The 17800-nt window shown below is 46.1% G+C and carries 13 protein-coding genes and 4 tRNA genes; 4 read left to right on the plus strand and 13 right to left on the minus strand.

Features of this window, described 5'->3' with window-relative positions; genetic code table 11:
* Positions 1–227: 227 nt before the first annotated feature.
* The gene (locus PSI22_RS15200) at positions 228–2828 is read right to left on the minus strand and encodes a class I adenylate cyclase (RefSeq protein WP_273580483.1); all 2601 of its coding nucleotides are present in this window, start codon (positions 2826–2828) and stop codon (positions 228–230) included.
* Positions 2829–3465: 637 nt separating this feature from the next.
* On the opposite strand from PSI22_RS15200, the gene hemC reads away from it, so the two are divergent.
* From hemC to hemY, 4 genes are read left to right on the plus strand one after another with little or no spacing between them, the layout of a single operon-like run.
* On the plus strand, positions 3466–4407 hold the full coding sequence (hemC, locus tag PSI22_RS15205) for a hydroxymethylbilane synthase (RefSeq protein ID WP_273580484.1): 942 nt from the start codon (positions 3466–3468) through the stop codon (positions 4405–4407).
* On the plus strand, positions 4404–5144 hold the full coding sequence (gene hemD, locus PSI22_RS15210; RefSeq protein WP_273580485.1) for a uroporphyrinogen-III synthase: 741 nt from the start codon (positions 4404–4406) through the stop codon (positions 5142–5144). The genes hemC and hemD overlap by 4 nt, the downstream gene beginning before the upstream one ends.
* A 20-nt stretch (positions 5145–5164) precedes the next feature.
* Positions 5165–6352, plus strand: a complete 1188-nt coding sequence (gene hemX, locus PSI22_RS15215) for a uroporphyrinogen-III C-methyltransferase (RefSeq protein ID WP_273580486.1) — start codon at positions 5165–5167, stop codon at positions 6350–6352.
* Between the two features lie 2 nt (positions 6353–6354).
* The gene (gene hemY / locus PSI22_RS15220; protein ID WP_273580487.1) at positions 6355–7560 is read left to right on the plus strand and encodes a protoheme IX biogenesis protein HemY; all 1206 of its coding nucleotides are present in this window, start codon (positions 6355–6357) and stop codon (positions 7558–7560) included.
* A gap of 754 nt (positions 7561–8314) precedes the next feature.
* Here hemY and PSI22_RS15225 read toward each other — a convergent pair.
* From PSI22_RS15225 to rfbA, 12 genes are all read right to left on the minus strand, one after another.
* Positions 8315–8391: transfer RNA gene (locus tag PSI22_RS15225), tRNA-Pro, on the minus strand.
* A gap of 30 nt (positions 8392–8421) precedes the next feature.
* A tRNA-Leu gene (locus PSI22_RS15230) sits at positions 8422–8508 on the minus strand.
* A 15-nt stretch (positions 8509–8523) separates the two neighbouring features.
* A tRNA-His gene (locus PSI22_RS15235) sits at positions 8524–8599 on the minus strand.
* Positions 8600–8695: 96 nt separating this feature from the next.
* Positions 8696–8772: transfer RNA gene (locus PSI22_RS15240), tRNA-Arg, on the minus strand.
* 148 nt (positions 8773–8920) lie between these two features.
* Positions 8921–10306 (minus strand): bifunctional threonine/serine APC transporter ThrP, encoded by a 1386-nt coding sequence (thrP, locus tag PSI22_RS15245; RefSeq protein WP_273580488.1) that lies wholly within the window; start codon positions 10304–10306, stop codon positions 8921–8923.
* 284 nt (positions 10307–10590) lie between these two features.
* Positions 10591–11328 (minus strand): lipopolysaccharide N-acetylmannosaminouronosyltransferase, encoded by a 738-nt coding sequence (gene wecG, locus PSI22_RS15250; protein WP_273580489.1) that lies wholly within the window; start codon positions 11326–11328, stop codon positions 10591–10593.
* Positions 11325–12743 (minus strand): ECA oligosaccharide polymerase, encoded by a 1419-nt coding sequence (gene wzyE, locus PSI22_RS15255; RefSeq protein ID WP_273580490.1) that lies wholly within the window; start codon positions 12741–12743, stop codon positions 11325–11327. Before wzyE ends, wecG begins: the two co-directional genes overlap by 4 nt.
* Positions 12743–13822: a TDP-N-acetylfucosamine:lipid II N-acetylfucosaminyltransferase gene (locus PSI22_RS15260; RefSeq protein ID WP_273580491.1), complete on the minus strand. Its 1080-nt coding sequence runs from the start codon at positions 13820–13822 to the stop codon at positions 12743–12745. The genes wzyE and PSI22_RS15260 overlap by 1 nt, the downstream gene beginning before the upstream one ends.
* Complete coding sequence (gene wzxE, locus PSI22_RS15265) at positions 13819–15069, minus strand: lipid III flippase WzxE (RefSeq protein WP_273580492.1); 1251 nt, start codon at positions 15067–15069, stop codon at positions 13819–13821. The genes PSI22_RS15260 and wzxE overlap by 4 nt, the downstream gene beginning before the upstream one ends.
* Position 15070: 1 nt before the next feature.
* Positions 15071–16201 carry a dTDP-4-amino-4,6-dideoxygalactose transaminase gene (gene rffA, locus PSI22_RS15270; protein ID WP_273580493.1) on the minus strand — a complete coding sequence of 377 codons (1131 nt, stop codon included), beginning with the start codon at positions 16199–16201 and terminating at the stop codon, positions 15071–15073.
* Position 16202: 1 nt separating this feature from the next.
* Entirely contained in the window at positions 16203–16931 is a 729-nt protein-coding gene (gene rffC / locus PSI22_RS15275; RefSeq protein ID WP_273580494.1) for a dTDP-4-amino-4,6-dideoxy-D-galactose acyltransferase, read from the minus strand.
* Positions 16915–17790 carry a glucose-1-phosphate thymidylyltransferase RfbA gene (gene rfbA, locus PSI22_RS15280; protein ID WP_273580495.1) on the minus strand — a complete coding sequence of 292 codons (876 nt, stop codon included), beginning with the start codon at positions 17788–17790 and terminating at the stop codon, positions 16915–16917. Before rfbA ends, rffC begins: the two co-directional genes overlap by 17 nt.
* Between the last annotated feature and the right edge of the window lie 10 nt (positions 17791–17800).

Here is a 17800-nt window from a genome sequence, read left to right on the forward strand (position 1 = left end):
TAACACATAAAATTATTAATATAAACATGAAATATAGGAATTAACGAAAAAATATTATTAATAATTAATTGATTTTATATTTCAATTAAATTAAATAACAATTTTTCATTATAGCAAAATACAGTAAAAATCTATATTTAATTAATTCCACAAATAATAAAATACGCTTTAAATATAATAGATGTTATGCCGAAAATTGACGTATTTTGCAAACTATTCGTTTTATATCAATAGGGATACAGCGAATGGCAAGGATCGTGTGACCTACACGAGTCATCCAGATGTACATCAATACTGCACGCGGTATCATTATGTTCCGTATTATCCGGTGGAAACACACCATCTATAAATGGAGCAACATGGGTACGCTCACCTTTCCTGATGATTTGATAGAACTGCGGTAAATTGAAGTTGATGAAACTGGAGCCATAAGTAAAACGATCATGCGATGAAGAATAAAAACGACTGACGTCACGTACCAATTCTTCTTTACTGCCCTCACAATGGGAATAAATTTCTACTCGATTTGACTCATCAAGAATATAAATATTGAACCCCTGACTTCTTTCAATATCTTCGAAGAAAAATTGAATAATACCTTCACAGGCAAACCCATCGATCACAGGAGGTAAGTGCTTTTCTTTGTTATCAATCTTAACTGGCAGGCCGTGCAATTTAGTATTGGAAATCGCGCCATAGAATTCCACCGCATTTTCTAATTTCTGTACCGAAACGTTTAACCGTTCAAAAAATAAACCCCACGTCTGGCCTGAAATGCGCAACGCCTTAAAACGATTGGGATCCTGACGATTACTACACAGACGCAACTCTATACATTCTGAAACTAACTGCTGAACGCGAGTTCGGATCAATCCACGCAAATGCTCGCTATAACAGAACACGTCAACCTCAGCGGGTGGTGCCGCATCCTGATGCATTTTTCCCAGGATAGTTTTCAACGCTTCCAGCATGGATTGTTCACCACTGAAATGCAATGTCCTCACTTCATTCCACGAGTTACGGTAAAGCAGGTCGATACTCCCCACCAGACATTGCTGCAATTCACCAAAACTGAAAACATCCAGCTTTCTGAAATCAAAATGCACGATCCGATTGGAAAAGTCCGTAGTGGGATCTTTTTCCAAATTAACAATAATCGCCAGATGACGAATCTCACAGGGGCTATATAACGCTTTTGGCGTCGGTGCAGGCAGGCGGATTGGAAAATGGGTAGCGATATCGTTCACCAAATCACACAGGTTATTCCGGTCACATTGCGACTTCCCGTGATGAATATGGATACGAGATCCTTTCGTCAGCAGACCGTTAAAATAAGTCCACGCCACCAATTTATTTAAATAGCGGTTATATTCCAGTGGCTGGTGGCCGATGATCGATTCTATCGTTGGCGCTTGATTGTAAAGATACCAGCCGCTACGGTTTACACGCCCGGGTGGAACATAGATGAATGTCAGATCCTGTTCTGTCAGATCCGGTGAAATTTGTGGATTCACCAGAGTGACTTTACCTGGCAAGGCTTCAAATGCTGCATACAATTTACGGGTCAGTACGCCAATATCCTGTGGGCTGGCACTCACACTTAAATTGTTACGCCGGGCAAAACGGATCAAATTGCGATAACTCATCATCATGGTATCCAGTAATTCATTATGAGCATCACGCACTAGCCCGATTTTCCATGAATTACGGTTATCCAGCATTGCCAATTTGTGGGCATCCCAACCCCATTCATGCGCCAGCTGCGACATGACCTGATGGCGCCATCCTGTACAGCCTTTATCCTCGTGACTTCCCAGCATCTTTTCGCAAACTTTCAGGTAAAAACAACGGCGCGCCAGATCCAGACGCGTGAAATCGTTCGTGGCGGTGAGATAGCGAGTTACACGCTCAAGCATCATGCTATAAGAATCAAGGCCGAAGGAAACAATAGAACCATCATGGAAATGCTGTTTCATCTCCATTGACAGCAATTTTCCGTTCGGATATTCCCATGAATAGGCCTCCAGCAACAGACTTTTCAAAACTGCTTTATACGGAGAGTCAACACTCTTGTAGAGCTGCCACAGGCTTGCCCCAAAATATTCTTCTGCTGACAGTTCACTCAACCCGCCCAGATCCAGCCACTCGTTTGGCGTCAAAACACCTTGGGCATAAAGAGAAAGCACATATTCGTCATACTGCCCCTCTTCTTCCACAGGAACCATCATCCACAACAAGCGCTTACCTGCCATGCAGACCGCCGTGCGATAAAACTCATCCAGCAGAAGGATGTGCTGGGTTGTTCCGCAGTCTTCCCCGTTCAGGCTGCCACAGGCGTTATGACGAAAGCGATTTTCATCAACCAGAAAAAATGTCACTTCAATACCCAGCGACTCCGCCCACTGTTCTATCAGAGTGCATTTCTGTTCCAGTAACGCTTTTTCACTATGATCCAGCCAGGATTGATGACAGACCCAGATATCCAGGTCAGAAGAACAGCTTTGCCCTATGGAAGAGGTGCTGCCCATCGAGTAAATACCCGTAATCGGCAACTCACCGTTGGGAGTGTGTGACAAAATACCAGCAGACTGGCATGCCAGATCATTAATCCAAAATTGCTGAGATTCATCAGACGTGAAGAAGCAAACGCCATGAGGTACGTTGCTTTTGATATAGCCTGGCATCATTGGATGATGATAATGCAATAATACCGGAATTAAATTATAAACCTGCTTAAAAACGGGACTCATTGAGCTGGTCGCACGCTCTAACTTAAGCTGGTTAATTGCATCCAGTCGCTGCTTCAGAGTTTCAATATAGAGATACAAGAGTTTCGCCTGATTGAGTTCCAGTGCCTAAAGTAACCCCCGTTTCCGATAAAGCATCGTATTGCAAGATGACTTTTAAAAAATTTTACAAAATTATTGTCGGAAACGTGATCAATCTAACACCTTGCGGTCGAAGCGTAAAGTACGCAATACCACCTTTCCGCCTTCTCCACAACAGTCAACAATAAACTAACTCATTGTAAAATATTACATTAATCACAAAATAGACATAATATTATGTTTTTTGAAAGAGGAATTATAGTTGATTATTTTTCATATAGGTTATGTAAAGCATTGTAATGCCATAAGGTTTACATAAATACTTCAGCTAATGATATTTTTAATTAGTAAATACCTCTCCTTCGGTTTTTTCATCAGGGTAAATTTCAAATAGTAATTTGCTTTTAAATCAATCTGTTTGTTTATTTTCTCTATTTAAATAAAATATTATTTTAATATTTAAAATTATTTTTATTTCACAACCTGTATATCTATAATCTATTCAGGTTTTTTCTGGCTTTGACCTAACTGGAAAAAAACGTATTGAAATGTTAAAACTGACTCTATTTTCTCGCAATTTAGCGGCTCAAAAGCCCCTAAATACCGTTATTAATACGATTACCCAATATAATTATCAATGACAATGAAAATCATTCGTATCGCGACCCGCCAAAGCCCGCTGGCTATGTGGCAAGCTCAATATGTCCAAAAGCAACTGGAACAGTTTCATCCAGAACTGAAAGTGGAGCTGGTTCCCATGGTGACACGCGGGGATGTGATCCTCGATACTCCACTGGCAAAGGTGGGCGGTAAGGGATTATTTGTGAAAGAACTGGAGTTGGCACTGCTCGAAAATCGGGCTGATATTGCCGTCCACTCCATGAAAGATGTCCCTGTGAGATTTCCTGACGGCTTAGGGTTGGTCACAATTTGCGAACGGGGTGATCCAAGGGATGCCTTTGTTTCAGTAAAATACGCCTCGCTTGATGAGCTGCCCATTGGCAGTATCGTCGGTACATCCAGTTTACGCCGCCAATGCCAGCTTCGTCAGTTACGTCCTGATCTGGTGGTCCGTGACCTGCGTGGCAATGTAGGTACCCGTCTGGGCAAGCTTGATAACGGCGATTATGATGCCATTATCCTTGCCGCTGCGGGTCTGAAAAGGTTAGGGCTGGAAGATCGCATTCGTATGCCGTTGGCACCGGAGTTACTGCTACCCGCAGTCGGTCAGGGTGCAGTCGGTATTGAGTGCCGCCTTGATGATAAGCAAACCCGTGAGTTACTTGCTCCCTTAAACCATACAGGAACAGAAATCTGCGTTCTGGCTGAACGCGCCATGAATACCCACCTTGAGGGAGGCTGTCAGGTGCCAATTGGCAGCTATGCTATCTGGCAGGGAAACAATATCTGGCTGCGCGCGCTTGTCGGAGCTCCCGATGGCAGCATGACTGTACGTGGTGAAAAAACCGTATCACCAGAAGAGGCCTGTCGAGCGGGTGTGGAATTGGCGGAAGAATTATTGGAGAAAGGCGCACGCCAGATTCTGGCTGATGTCTACCAGAGGAACTCTCCTGAATGAGCATCTTGATCACCCGCCCAAATCCCGCAGGAGAGCAGTTAGTCAAGCGACTGAGGGCTATAGGAAAAATGGCATTCAGTGCACCACTCATTGCGATTTATCCCGGAGGCGATCTACCGTTACTGTCACAGAAACTCCAACGGCTGTCGGCGGGTGATTTAGTCTTCCTGTTATCAAAAAACGCCGTTCACTATGCCAATGAACAGCTTATGCAAGAAGGTCTATCATGGCCTGATAAGCTATCCTATTATGGTATCGGCAAATCAACTTCCCTGATGTTTTATCAAAAAACCGGGTTGGAGATCCTCTGGCCTGAACAAGGTGAAACGAGTGAAGATCTACTGCAACTCCCCATTTTGCAGCGGGTGAATGATAAAAAGATTTTATTGCTCCGGGGCAATGGAGGTCGTGAAGTTATCGCTTCAACATTGAGAAGCCGGGGAGGGGAAGTCGATTATTGTGAGTGTTATTCACGCCAGCCTATCAAATATCATGTCGCTGATTTCAGTCGCCATTGGCAACAATATGGTATAAAAACCCTCGTTGTTACCAGTGGCGAAATGCTGCAACTGTTATATAACTTAGTCACTGATGGTGATGGCAAAACGTGGTTATTGAGTTGCGACTTGATTGTGGTAAGCGAACGCCTTGCCGATATTGCCCAAACACTGGGCTGGCAGGCAATAAAAATAGCCAAGAGTGCAGATAATGACGCCTTAATGCAGGCACTAGAATAAACCAATATGGGATGTCCATTATGACGGAACAAAAGCAATCCACTGATGCGGTTGAGACAAAACACCCTCAGCAGCCTGAAACGGCTCCCCATAAACCCAAACGTTATGGATGGGTGGGAAATACACTCTCAATTGCCATTACGCTGGCGATCGGTGCAGGTGCCATTTACCTTTACCATTATGGCAAGCAACAAAATGCAGTATTAACAGCCGAAAACCTTGCTCTTCAGCAGCAGGTTGCCTCTCTCGCACAACAACAGTCTAGCGACAAACAAGATTTTGCTACCCAGTTTCAGAAGCTAGAGGGCGACTTGCAACAGGCCAAACTGCAAAATAAACAAACAGACAGCCGCATGTTGGAGCTTCAGACCCGCTTATCAGAGATTTCAAATACGGATCTCGAAAACTGGCACCTGGCACAAGCAAATTATCTCGTGAAGATGGCTGGCCGCAAAATATGGGCCGAACAAGATACGACTACCGCAATCGCACTGCTGAAAAATGCCGACCAAAGCCTTGCCGAGATGGATGATCCCAGCCTGCTACACATTCGCCAAGCCATCATGGAAGATATCAATACGCTCTCTAAAATTAATCAGCTTGATTTAGATGGCATTATTCTTACTCTGAATCGCTTATCAAATCAGATCGATAATTTACGGCTGGAAGATAATGGAGAACAAGAAGCGCCAATGGATGAAGACGATGGAGGAATCAGTGCTTCACTCTCTGACTGGCGTAAAAACCTGAGTAAGAGCTGGGACAGCTTTATGGAGAATTTCATTACTATCAAACGTCGTGACAACTCCGTAGTACCATTATTGGCTCCGAACCAAGACGTTTACCTGCGTGAAAACATCCGCTCCAAACTACTGGTGGCAGCCCAAGCGGTTCCCCGTCACCAGAATGAAGTCTATAAACAATCATTGGAAGCCGTTTCAAGTTGGGTGAGGTCTTATTTCGATACTGCTTCCCCAGATACAAAAACCTTTTTGCAGGATATTGATTCGCTGGCGCAGAAACCGCTTTCTATTGAACTCCCTGAACACCTGAGCAGTCAGCCAATACTGGCAGACCTAGTGCGCAAGCGTATCTACAATTTGCCGCATCAGTCAGACCCTCAAGTTCAGCCTCAATCAGAGGTTCAACCCCAGCCGAAGCCCGCAGAAACATCTGGTCAGGCAGAAACGCCTGTTCAGGAGGGTTGAACATGCTGAAAGTATTATTGCTGTTCATTATCCTCATCGTAGGTGTTGTGCTCGGCCCTCTGTTGTCCGGGCATCAGGGATACGTTTTGATCCAAACAGACAATCACAACATCACCACCAGCGTCACTGCGATGGTGATTATGTTTGTTCTGTTACAATTCCTGCTGATTTTAATCGGCTGGTGTTACCGCAGGTTGATACGTACCAGTACGTTCACCCACAGTTGGCTCTTTGGCGGATACAAACGCAGCCGGGCACGTTTGCAGACCAAACAGGCCCTGCTCAAATTGGCCGAAGGGGACTTCAAGCAGGTTGAACATTTGATGACCCGTAATGCTGACCATGCGGAAAACCCCGTCGTCAACTATTTACTGGCCGCAGAAGCCGCCCAGCAGCGTGGCGATTACCTCCGTACCAACCAGTATATTGAACGTGCCGCAGAAGTCGCCGATAAAGATCAGTTGCCTGTCGATATAACCCGAGTCCGTATCCAACTGGCACAAGGCGAAGTTCATGCCGCCCGCAATGGTGTGGATAAGCTACTGAACCACGCACCGCGCCACCCTGAAGTACTAAGACTAGCAGAGCAGGCTTATACGCAGTCAGGAGCCTACCAATCCCTCATCGATATCCTGCCTTCTCTGATAAAGGTTGGTTTGTGTGATGAAGAACATATTCATCAATTGCGCCAGCAAGCCTACATCGGGTTGATGAATCAGATCATGGCAGAAAAAGGCAGTACAGGATTGAAGGCATGGTGGAAAGATCAAAATCGCAAACTCCGCAATGATATCGTGCTACAAGTCGCCATGGCCGAACATCTGATTGAGTGTAATGATCACGACACTGCACAGCAGATTGTCCTCAATGGGTTAAAGCAGCAATATGACGAACGCCTGCTGCTGTTAATTCCACACTTAAAGACAGATGATGCCGAAGCCGTGCAAAAATCACTGGCGTATTTATTAAAGCAGCATGGAGCGACACCATTACTGAACAGTACACTTGGGCAGGTAGCCTTACACCACGGTCAGTGGGCTGAGGCTGAAACAGCATTCAAGGCGGCTCTTTCACAGCGTCCTGACGCCCATGATTATGCTTGGCTTGCCGATGCGTTCGACAGACAGCATAAGCGTGAAGAAGCCGCTCAAACACGTAGCAAAGGCTTTATGCTGACTCTGAAGCGTGAGAGTGATACAGAAGAATAAGACGCCTTCATTTTAGATGATAATTCACCAAGGTTAACGATTGCAATACCTATCGATACTATTGAATCGTTAACCTTGGTGCATCATGCAAATCTCAGGGTACAAGCAAAAAAAAACACCTATCAAAAAAGACAGGTGTATAAATACAATCAGGTCTACAGACGGATAGTGCCTCACTCAACGTTGTGTCCGGTTGGTGATGAAAAGACTAAATGCTTATTCATCTATAACGTGGACCATAGGCACTGATAATCAGCTCTACATCATCCCGAGGTTTATGAAGCCTGTGCTGTCATAAGGAGTGGGATGAGTATCTACAATTCTTTATAAGCACGTTTCGTGCCAATTTTTAGTCATCAGGTTAATTCTCTCTTACTCAAGGTGTATCAGATCCCCGACAACAGGCATTCGACTTTTCACTAAGAATAATCGAACAATACCGTCTCTCATTTGAGACGCCCTTTCAGCAGTTTACATATAGAAGATAATAATCAATGAGTTAAATGTCTCCAAACCGAGACATTCAATAGTATGTTTGTCGCGGAAATACAACACCATACATAAAAGACATTTAAAAACAAATAGTTATAACACCTATAAAAGTGCAAAAATAATAGATTTCAAGCTAAAAGTGGGAAATGACAAAAAGAAATGAAGGGCTTTTTGATAGTTGGGAAATAACGATTAGGAATAGCATCTCTCCCAGAGATACAAAAAGAAAAAGCCCTGCAAATAGCAGGGCTTTCTCAGAATTTGGTCGGCGAGAGAGGATTCGAACCTCCGACCCACTGGTCCCAAACCAGTTGCGCTACCAAGCTGCGCTACTCGCCGAAATGTACTTCTTCTACAATCTCTTTCTTATGGTGCGAAGGGGGGGAATTGAACCCCCACGTCCGTAAGGACACTAACACCTGAAGCTAGCGCGTCTACCAATTCCGCCACCATCGCGTGTCATAAAAAAGATGGGGTGGCTAATGGGACTCGAACCCACGACAACTGGAATCACAATCCAGGGCTCTACCAACTGAGCTATAGCCACCATAACAACTATCTTTTCGAAAGTTATCTTTTCACAAACTGCTTACAACGTCATTCACCACGATAACCCACTGCCACTGCTCTCGCACGCTTTAAATGGCGCGCCCGACAGGATTCGAACCTGAGACCTCTGCCTCCGGAGGGCAGCGCTCTATCCAGCTGAGCTACGGGCGCTTAACGCCGTTGCGGTGGAGGATAGTACGGATTTAATGTCGAACTGTCCAGTGCTTTTTTTAAGGAAATGATTTGTTTGATTACACTTCAATCACTTCGTTGATAAAGCCAGCATATTTCCACCGCAAAGGGTTTGTTTGGTCAAGAATTAATCTAACGAACTATTTTGCGTTTTGCCGCAAATAAATTTCCCCAGCCAATAAACCAGTGACACAAATAGTAAAAATGCGCCACCGACCATCAGTGAAAAACGCGTATCCGGGTTAATCGCCATCCCTATCAGAACACAACTCAGAAATACCAGAGTCAGGTAATTGACGTAAGGGAAAAGGAGCGACTTAAACCGATGCTGTTTCAATGCTTCCTGATTCTGCTGGCGGAAACGCAACTGGCTTACCAGAATGACAAACCACGGCACCATACCGGGCAATACGCTGGCACTATAAACGTAAACGAATACCGACTGTGGATTTGGGATCAGGTAGTTCAGGCTGGAACCTACAATCAGGCAGCCAATGGTGATCGCAATACATCTCACAGGTACGCCATTTTTTGACAATTTCAGCAATGAAGCCGGTAACTGGCGATTCTTCGCCAAGGCATACAGCATCCTGCCACCACTGTACATGCCGCTGTTACATCCCGAAAGCGCAGCAGTCAGCACCACAAAGTTAATGACCGCTGCGGCAGAAGCAATCCCTACTTTGGAAAAAACCATAACAAACGGGCTGCCATGCGTGCCAGCTTCTGTCCACGGGAACAGGGTCACAACAATAAAAATCGCACCGACATAAAAGATCAGGATACGCCACAGAATATTGTTAATGGCCTTTTTAAGTGTTACCTGTGGGTTTTTAGCTTCCCCTGCGGTAATGCCAACCAGTTCCACTCCCTGATACGAGGCCACCACGATACAGAGGGCAAACAAGAACCCTTTCCAGCCACCAGAGAAAAAGCCGCCATGCGCGGTCAAATTATCCAAGCCAATAGGCTGCCAGTCATTACCCAGTCCGAAAAAGATCAAACCGATACCAATCAGGATCATGACGATAATCGTGGTCACTTTGATCATGGCAAACCAGAATTCCAGCTCCCCATACAAGCGCACGGCCGCCAAGTTCGCCAGGGCAACCAACCCGACAGCAACCAATGCAGAAACCCATTGAGGCAGATCTGGGAACCAGAATTCCGCATAGACCCCCACAGCGGTGATTTCTGAGATCCCCACGGAAACCCACATAAACCAGTAGCCCCAAGCCGTCAGACATCCCCAATAAGGGCTGAGGTACTTATGTCCAAACGCGGCGAATGAGCCAGTGACGGGTTCAAGAAACAGCATTTCCCCCATCGAACGCATGATGAAAAAAACAAAAAGCCCAGCGATGATGTAAGCCAGCAGAACCGAAGGACCCGCCCATTTCAATGTGCTGGCAGATCCCATGAACAGTCCAACGCCGATTGTGCCACCTAGCGCAATCAGCTCAATATGACGTGCCTCAAGTCCCCTTTGCAGGCTCTGTTTTGAATCACTCATAAAACTCCCTATCCATTTTTATGATGTCTCTATTTGCAAGCAGAAAATTACAGGAATTGATAATCAATCATTGTAAAAAAAGGCAGGGATCAAAACACGTTTTGCCCATCAGTGAAATAAAAAATTATAAAATCGAGTCAAAGCCTGTTTCATTATGCATAGTAAATAGCAGACAAAATGGACGTATGGAATGAAAAGAAATTAGCGAGGCAGGTCAAACCCACTCTATCCATCCTAATCACCGATATTGATACAGTGGGGTCAATAATAGCTAAATAACAGGTTTACAGCTTACCACCGTAATAATAACCCAGAAATTTCAATAGCTTGATTTGCCTCCGGATGCGGCTTGGCTGCGATAACAGACGATAAAGCCACTCCAATCCCAAATTTTGCCAAATTTTCGGTGCACGTTTGACATGTCCGGTAAAGACATCATACGTTCCCCCTACGCCCATATACAGTGCGCCAGAATGCACTTTACGGCAATCACGCATGAAAATTTCCTGTTTAGGCGATCCCATTGCTACCGTGACAATGGCGGCACCACTGGCATGGATACGCTCAAACACCACATCACGCCCTTCCTGGGTAAAATAACCGTCCTGACTGCCAACAATATTAACGTTCCACTGACTACGCAGTTTGTTTTCTGTCTGCGCCAGAACATCCGGTTTTCCACCCACCAGAAATACCGGCGTGCCTTCCCGGCCCGCGCGTTCCATCAAAGCTTCCCATAAATCCGCTCCCGCAATGCGGGACACCTGCGCATCGGGATATTTACGGCGAATAGCACGCACAATACTAATGCCATCGGCATATAAGTATTCAGCCTCATCCAGCAATATGTTCAGCGCATTGTCTTTTTCCGCAGTGAGGACTTTTTCTGCGTTAATCGCAACCAATGTGCCTGTTTTTACCTGCCCATCCTGAAAAAGATGATCGAGGAAATGCGACATTCCACGAAAGCCCCAGAGACTGAAGCCACGGATACGGTATTTTGGAATGTTATTCAGTGTCATTTTTCTTCCTTAACATCCGCAATAGCGGATACTTTCTGCGACGCAGGCACATTGCTGATAACAAATTTTCGAACCAATCCTGCGCTTTCAAACAACCAATACAGCACTTTTGCTACCACCAGACACAAACCAAAAATGAGGCAAAAAAACACTACTCGGGAAACAAAAGAATCCACACCTTCACGGGCGAGGACAATGATGTTAAAAATCGCTCCAAAACAGAAAGCCTGTAAAATTGCCGCTTTATAGCGATTGGCTTCCTGTTTCCCCGCTTCATAGACCCAGTCAAACCATTTAATAATCAATCCGACAACAATCGCACCAAAGGGGATAAAGAATACGCCACCCATCACCACCAATGAGCCTATCAAGGTTGGAGAGATCGCCAGACCAGAGTGATTATCCAGCACATCCCACGTAAAGTAGTTTGCAGTATTCAATATCAGATTAGGTCTGTCCGGCCACATCCAACTTGGAATAAAAACATAGAAATCACGGACAATCGGCGCCAGCCCCTGAAAATCAATTTTGCCGTAGTTATCCAGCAGCAAAGCGAGGTTTTCCCACGGGGAAAAGGTATCCCTTGTAAGATACAAGAAAGTATAAAATGCTTCCGAACCGCTCACATCAAGCCCATAACGTTTCAATGCCAGCCAGAACATGCCGACGATCCCGATGACACCCGCCAAAAGTAGCATCCACAAAGTGATCCAACCACGGACAATTCCAATAAACAGGAATAATGCAAAAGCCAGAATAATGTTAGCTCGTGTTCCCCCAACTATCACATAAGTCAGGATGCCAAACCCGACTGTCGCCACCAAAAAGCACAACCAGCGGGTTTTAGTGGGTTTCAGGAAAAACACCACCAGCATGGCAGGAATAAAGAAGTAGAAAAACCGCTTGAGTGCCACGCCGGAAACTTGATTAGAAAATATCTGGCTATACGACTGTAGCTTAAACAGTAAGAAACCGTTCTGCATAAAAAACGAGCCAACGGTGAAGATAGCAATGCTAGCCAGCAACAGCCACGTCAGGTTAGTTTCCACCCGATTCATGGTGAACAACGGCCGGCGAGACACGACAGAAGATGGTGTGCTAAACGAGGCTGTCTTACGGGCTGGCGTCTTATAACTGAGACGTGTTTTATAACTGACATAGTAAATAGCATAAAAACAGCCAGAAGCCAGCATCGCGTACAACAATGAGTCTACAGGGACTATCTGCACCTCAAAATGGAACACCAACATACAGGTCAACGGAAAGCCAAAATAGAATGTCAGCAAATAAAGCAGTGAAAAAAAGATATTAAAGTTAAAGCGAACGCGCCGGAACTCTTGATATGTCAGGGTTAGGATAAAGAATAGCGAGATCACGTAAACAACAAATAACCCGCTGAATTGCGTCAAAGTCATTAATACTCTCCCAATGCAGCCGACAGGGCAGCTTTCCACCCTTCAATGAAATTGGGATCAAAAAAGGCAATCGCCTTTTTATCGAGGGACAGCATTTGACGCTGTGCTTCCTGCACCCAGTGTTTATTCAGTTCATCTCCATCAAACAAAACGGGGATCTGCTGTTCTGTCAGATCGTGCCAGAATGGATTCTGACGGCTCAGGACAAACGGAATACCAAATTGAATTAACAGGCAAAGAGTTCCGACTCCCTGCTGGCGATTGAAAATGAAATAGCCTAAATCGCATTGACGCAGCAATGACAGATAGTCGTCAAAAGCCATTTTATTTTTCAAAATATGGACGTTTTCCGCCCGAAACAGCGACAATGCGGTTTGCTCCACGCTTTGAACATAAGCCTGATTATCACCGGGGTAGCCCATTGGCATAATCACTCGTGCTTCATTGCCAAATTGACGGTGAATCTTGTTTAACGCTTCAATATGGCGGTTAGACTGATCGCCAGAGTTACCCAGCAGAATAGTGATCCCTTCTGGCGAGCATATTTTTTCCGTTACGGTCAGTGATGGCTCCATACGCGTTGGAAAATAGAGCCGTGTTGACGGTACATTGGGATTGGACTGGCTAAAATACTGGAGATCACCACGCGTGGCAAAAATCTGCCCCACCCGCTTCTGTGCCAAACGACGAAGCTGATAGAACAAACGGAATTTTAGCTGTCGGGAGTCTTCATATAAGTCAGCCCCCCAAGCGTGCCACCAGAATTGATGGCGTTTGATTTTGCCAACCCATAAAGCCAGCCACAAAGCCGCATTGAACTGGCCGTGGAAAAAGAAACGGGTCTTTCTGTCTGCCTGCGCTTTCTCTATCACAGCCCGTGCCAAAGCAGCTTTGCTGCCATAAACCGTGATCGCCAAGGCCGGGTAATTAGATAGCCATGTGTGGTCTTTGGACACCACCATAAAACACGGTTTGGCTGGAAAAATCATTTCCTGAGCCAAGACGTCATTAAAGAAACGCAATAACGTTTGATTGTGATGTGGAATATCCGATCCCAAGACGTGAATTAGGGTTGTCATGCTCGCCTGCGATAAATAATAAATACACTACAACAAAGGATGAAATAAATAATGTAAGTTGCCATGTATGACTGCGCCGCCCCCAACGCTCCATTTTCGGGTATCAGCCAATGAGAGAAGCCTGTCAGCAGCAGAAATTGACTAATTTCAGTCAGTACATAAAAACGCAGTGCCGCTTTCGCTATCACCAGATAACCAAAGACATAAGCACCAACTTTCAAAACGTCGCCCACTAACTGCCATGCGAATAGATCCCGCATCGCGGTGAATTTATCTGAAAACAGCAGCCAAATCACAAAATCACGCAACAGCCAAACTGAAAAGCTGGCTGCGGCAACGGCGGGTAACACAAACTTCAGCGCCTTGACGATTTCGCCAGTAATTTCTTGCTTACTTTCCAATCGGGAGAGTGTCGGCAACAAATAGACGGTGAAAGAGGCGGTGATAAACTGCAAATAGGCATCCGAAATGCTGCTCACACCCTGCCAAATTCCGACTTCCTCCCAGCTATAACGCTCTGCCATCAGATTTCGCATCATGATATAAGCCACTGGCAGCGTAATAGACGTCAGTAGCGCCATCAGCGTAAATTTCCCCAGATGGCTGGCAATCACGCGATCCCACATGGGCTTTAATGCTGAAAACGTAATCACCTTACTGCGCAGGATCATCAATCCCGCCGGCAGAACCACCAAAGCCGGCACCAAAGCCAAGCCCGCTAGCGCGCCTTCATAGCCTCCCAGCCAATAACAGAGGCCATAGGCAATCATTCCTGTCAGGCTACCCAGAATAATCGACAGTGCGTTGCCCTGAGCATCCCTGAAACCTTTCAGGATGGCCAGAAAATAGTTGGCGTAAGCAATGCCCATTTGGATAAATGCGAGCGCCTGCACCACTGTTTTGTAATTATTGTGGCCAAACAGGCCGATGCTGATGGCGTCGGTGAACAAGAGAAAAACAACGGCCAACAAGGTGGAAAAACCCAGAATAATCGAAGACGAAGTACCCAGTATCGCCCTGAGTTTTTCCGGCTGCTGATGGTGTTCCGCCACATATTTGGTGACACCATTAAAAATTCCCGCACCAGACAGCACGCCCAGTACAGTAATCAGTTGGCGAAAATTGCCCGCCTGCCCAACACCCGCTGGACCGAAGGACACCGCCAGAAGTTTAATGACTAGCAGCCCCACACCGATTTTGATCAGTGTGGAACCCGCCGTCCATACAGAGGCTTTAGCAAGTGACATATCAGGCGAAAAATTCCTTGATACGGTTGATCACTGCTTGCTGCTCTTCGTCAGTAATATTGTAATACATAGGCAAACGTACCAACCGCTCACTGTCACTGGTCGTAAAGCGATCTTCTCCGTGGAAACGGCCACATTTTTCACCCGCCGGGCTCGTGTGCAATGCCACGTAATGGAACACTGTCAGAATATTCGTCTCTTGCATATAGCGATTGAATACGCCGCGCTCCTCGACATCTTTCAGTTTGATATAGAACATGTGAGCATTGTGTTCCAGGCCTTCTGGCACAACGGGTAAGCTCAGGCGACCCGCATCTGCGAACGGCTTCAATGCCTGATAATAGTTATCCCACAGGAATAGGCGGCGCTGGTTAATGTTCTCAGCGACTTCCAGCTGCCCCCAAAGATACGCCGCTTGCAGATCAGACAGCAAATAACTGGAGCCAATATCACGCCACGTGTATTTATCCACCTGTCCACGGAAGAACTGGCTACGGTTAGTCCCTTTTTCACGAATGATTTCGGCCCGAGCGATCATCGATTCATCGTTGATTAATATCGCACCACCTTCACCGCCGGAAGAGTAGTTCTTGGTTTCGTGGAAACTGAAACAACCGATATGACCAATAGTACCGAGTGCGCGGCCTTTATAGGTGGACATCACGCCTTGAGCTGCATCTTCCACCACATACAGGTTATATTTTTCCGCCAGCGCCATGATGGTATCCATTTCACAAGCAACACCCGCATAATGCACTGGCGCAATGGCACGGGTTTTGTCTGTAATGGCTGCTTCAATCTTGGTTTCATCCATATTCATCGTGTCTGGGCGGATATCCACGAAAACGATGGTTGCACCACGCAGGACGAAGGCGTTGGAGGTCGAAACAAAGGTGTAGCTCGGCATGATGATTTCATCACCCGGCTGGATATTCAACAAAATAGCTGCCATTTCCAATGCTGCTGTACAAGAGGGCGTCAGCAACACCTTCAGACAGTTAAAATGCTGCTCCATCCACTCTTCACAACGTTTAGTGAAGTGGCCATCGCCGCATAATTTTCCACTGCCCATCGCCTGTTGCATATATTCCAGTTCCGTGCCAACTACTGGTGGTTTGTTAAATGGAATCATCTCATCCTCTGTATAACCAATATGCGGTGCTCTCAATTGTTGCACCACTACGTGTATAAAGGCGCAAGGCAGTGATATTGCTGATTTGTGTTGCCACTCTCAGCCGCTGTATCTGGTGGTTTTCACACCACCGCTGCGCCGCCGACATTAATTTTTTACCAATGCCCCGGTGATAATTGCCCGGAAGGGCTGCCAGTAAGCCAATACGGGCTTCATGGCTACCGATATCTCTCAGGGTGACAAAGCCGATAATTTGGCCGTACTCATCGTTGACGAGCAAGCATTCATGGTCAAAAGTACCCAAAACGGCTTTTTCAACCCAAGCCGCGTAAAACCGGCCGCTATCATCAGGCTGATACCAAGGTGCCCGAAAGCGGCTGGCCTTGAATACACTGGCTGCTGCTGCCGTCAATACAGGTATGTCCTGCGGTGTTGCGGAAATCAGCGCTTGTTTCGACTGAATTCCGGTCGCATCCCTACAACACATCGCGCCAGAATCCACCGGCAGCAAAAAATCTGCTTCACCTTCCACCAATGAAAACCCCAAGGCAGATAAGCCGTCAATGGTGTTAATCTGCTGGGCAGGGACTTTCGCCTGCACCAGTGCATACTCATCTAACTGAGCCGTCGTCAGCACTGATGCCTGCGGTGAAAAGTTCAAACGGGCAGTGGGCAAACCGAAAAATTGGCTATCCCATGCCAGTGGTTCAATATTAGCGCGAATAGACATGGAGCAAGTCCATCAGATATTTACCGTAACCCGTTTTTGCCAAGTTGGCAGCAGCGGCTTTTAACTGTTCATCATTCAACCAACCACGACGCCATGCAATCTCTTCTAGACAGGCAATTTTGAATCCCTGTCGTTTTTCGACGGTCTGCACAAAAGTACTGGCTTCAATCAGGCTGTCATGGGTGCCGGTATCCAGCCACGCAAACCCGCGTCCCAATAGTTCAACGTTCAATTCTCCGCGCTCCAGATACATCTGGTTAATACTGGTAATTTCCAGCTCACCACGGACAGAAGGTTTCACTTGTTTGGCTAAATCCACCACTTTGTTGTCGTAGAAATAGAGCCCTGTCACTGCCCAGTTTGATTTCGGCTGGACTGGTTTTTCCTCAATCGAGAGTACGCGGTATTGCTCATCAAACTCCACGACACCAAACCGTTCAGGATCCATCACTTGGTAACCGAATACCGTTGCTCCAGTCTGACGGGCAACGACACTTTGCAATTTCGGACTAAACGCCTGACCAAAGTAGATATTATCTCCGAGCACCAGACAGCAGGCATCATTGCCAATGAATTCTTCACCAATGATAAATGCCTGTGCCAAGCCATCGGGCGAAGGCTGCACTGCATAGCTCAGGCGAATACCAAACTGTTCGCCACTGCCCAATAAGCGTTTGAAAGCAGGCAAATCTTCCGGCGTGGAAATAATCAGGATATCGCGTATCCCTGCCAGCATTAAGACTGACAGTGGATAGTAGATCATCGGCTTATCATAAATGGGCAATAACTGCTTTGAGACGCCGCGTGTTATTGGATACAGACGGGTGCCAGAACCTCCCGCGAGTATAATTCCTTTCATACTATCCCCC

Source organism: Xenorhabdus aichiensis, assembly GCF_028598775.1.
GTDB lineage: Bacteria > Pseudomonadota > Gammaproteobacteria > Enterobacterales > Enterobacteriaceae > Xenorhabdus > Xenorhabdus bovienii.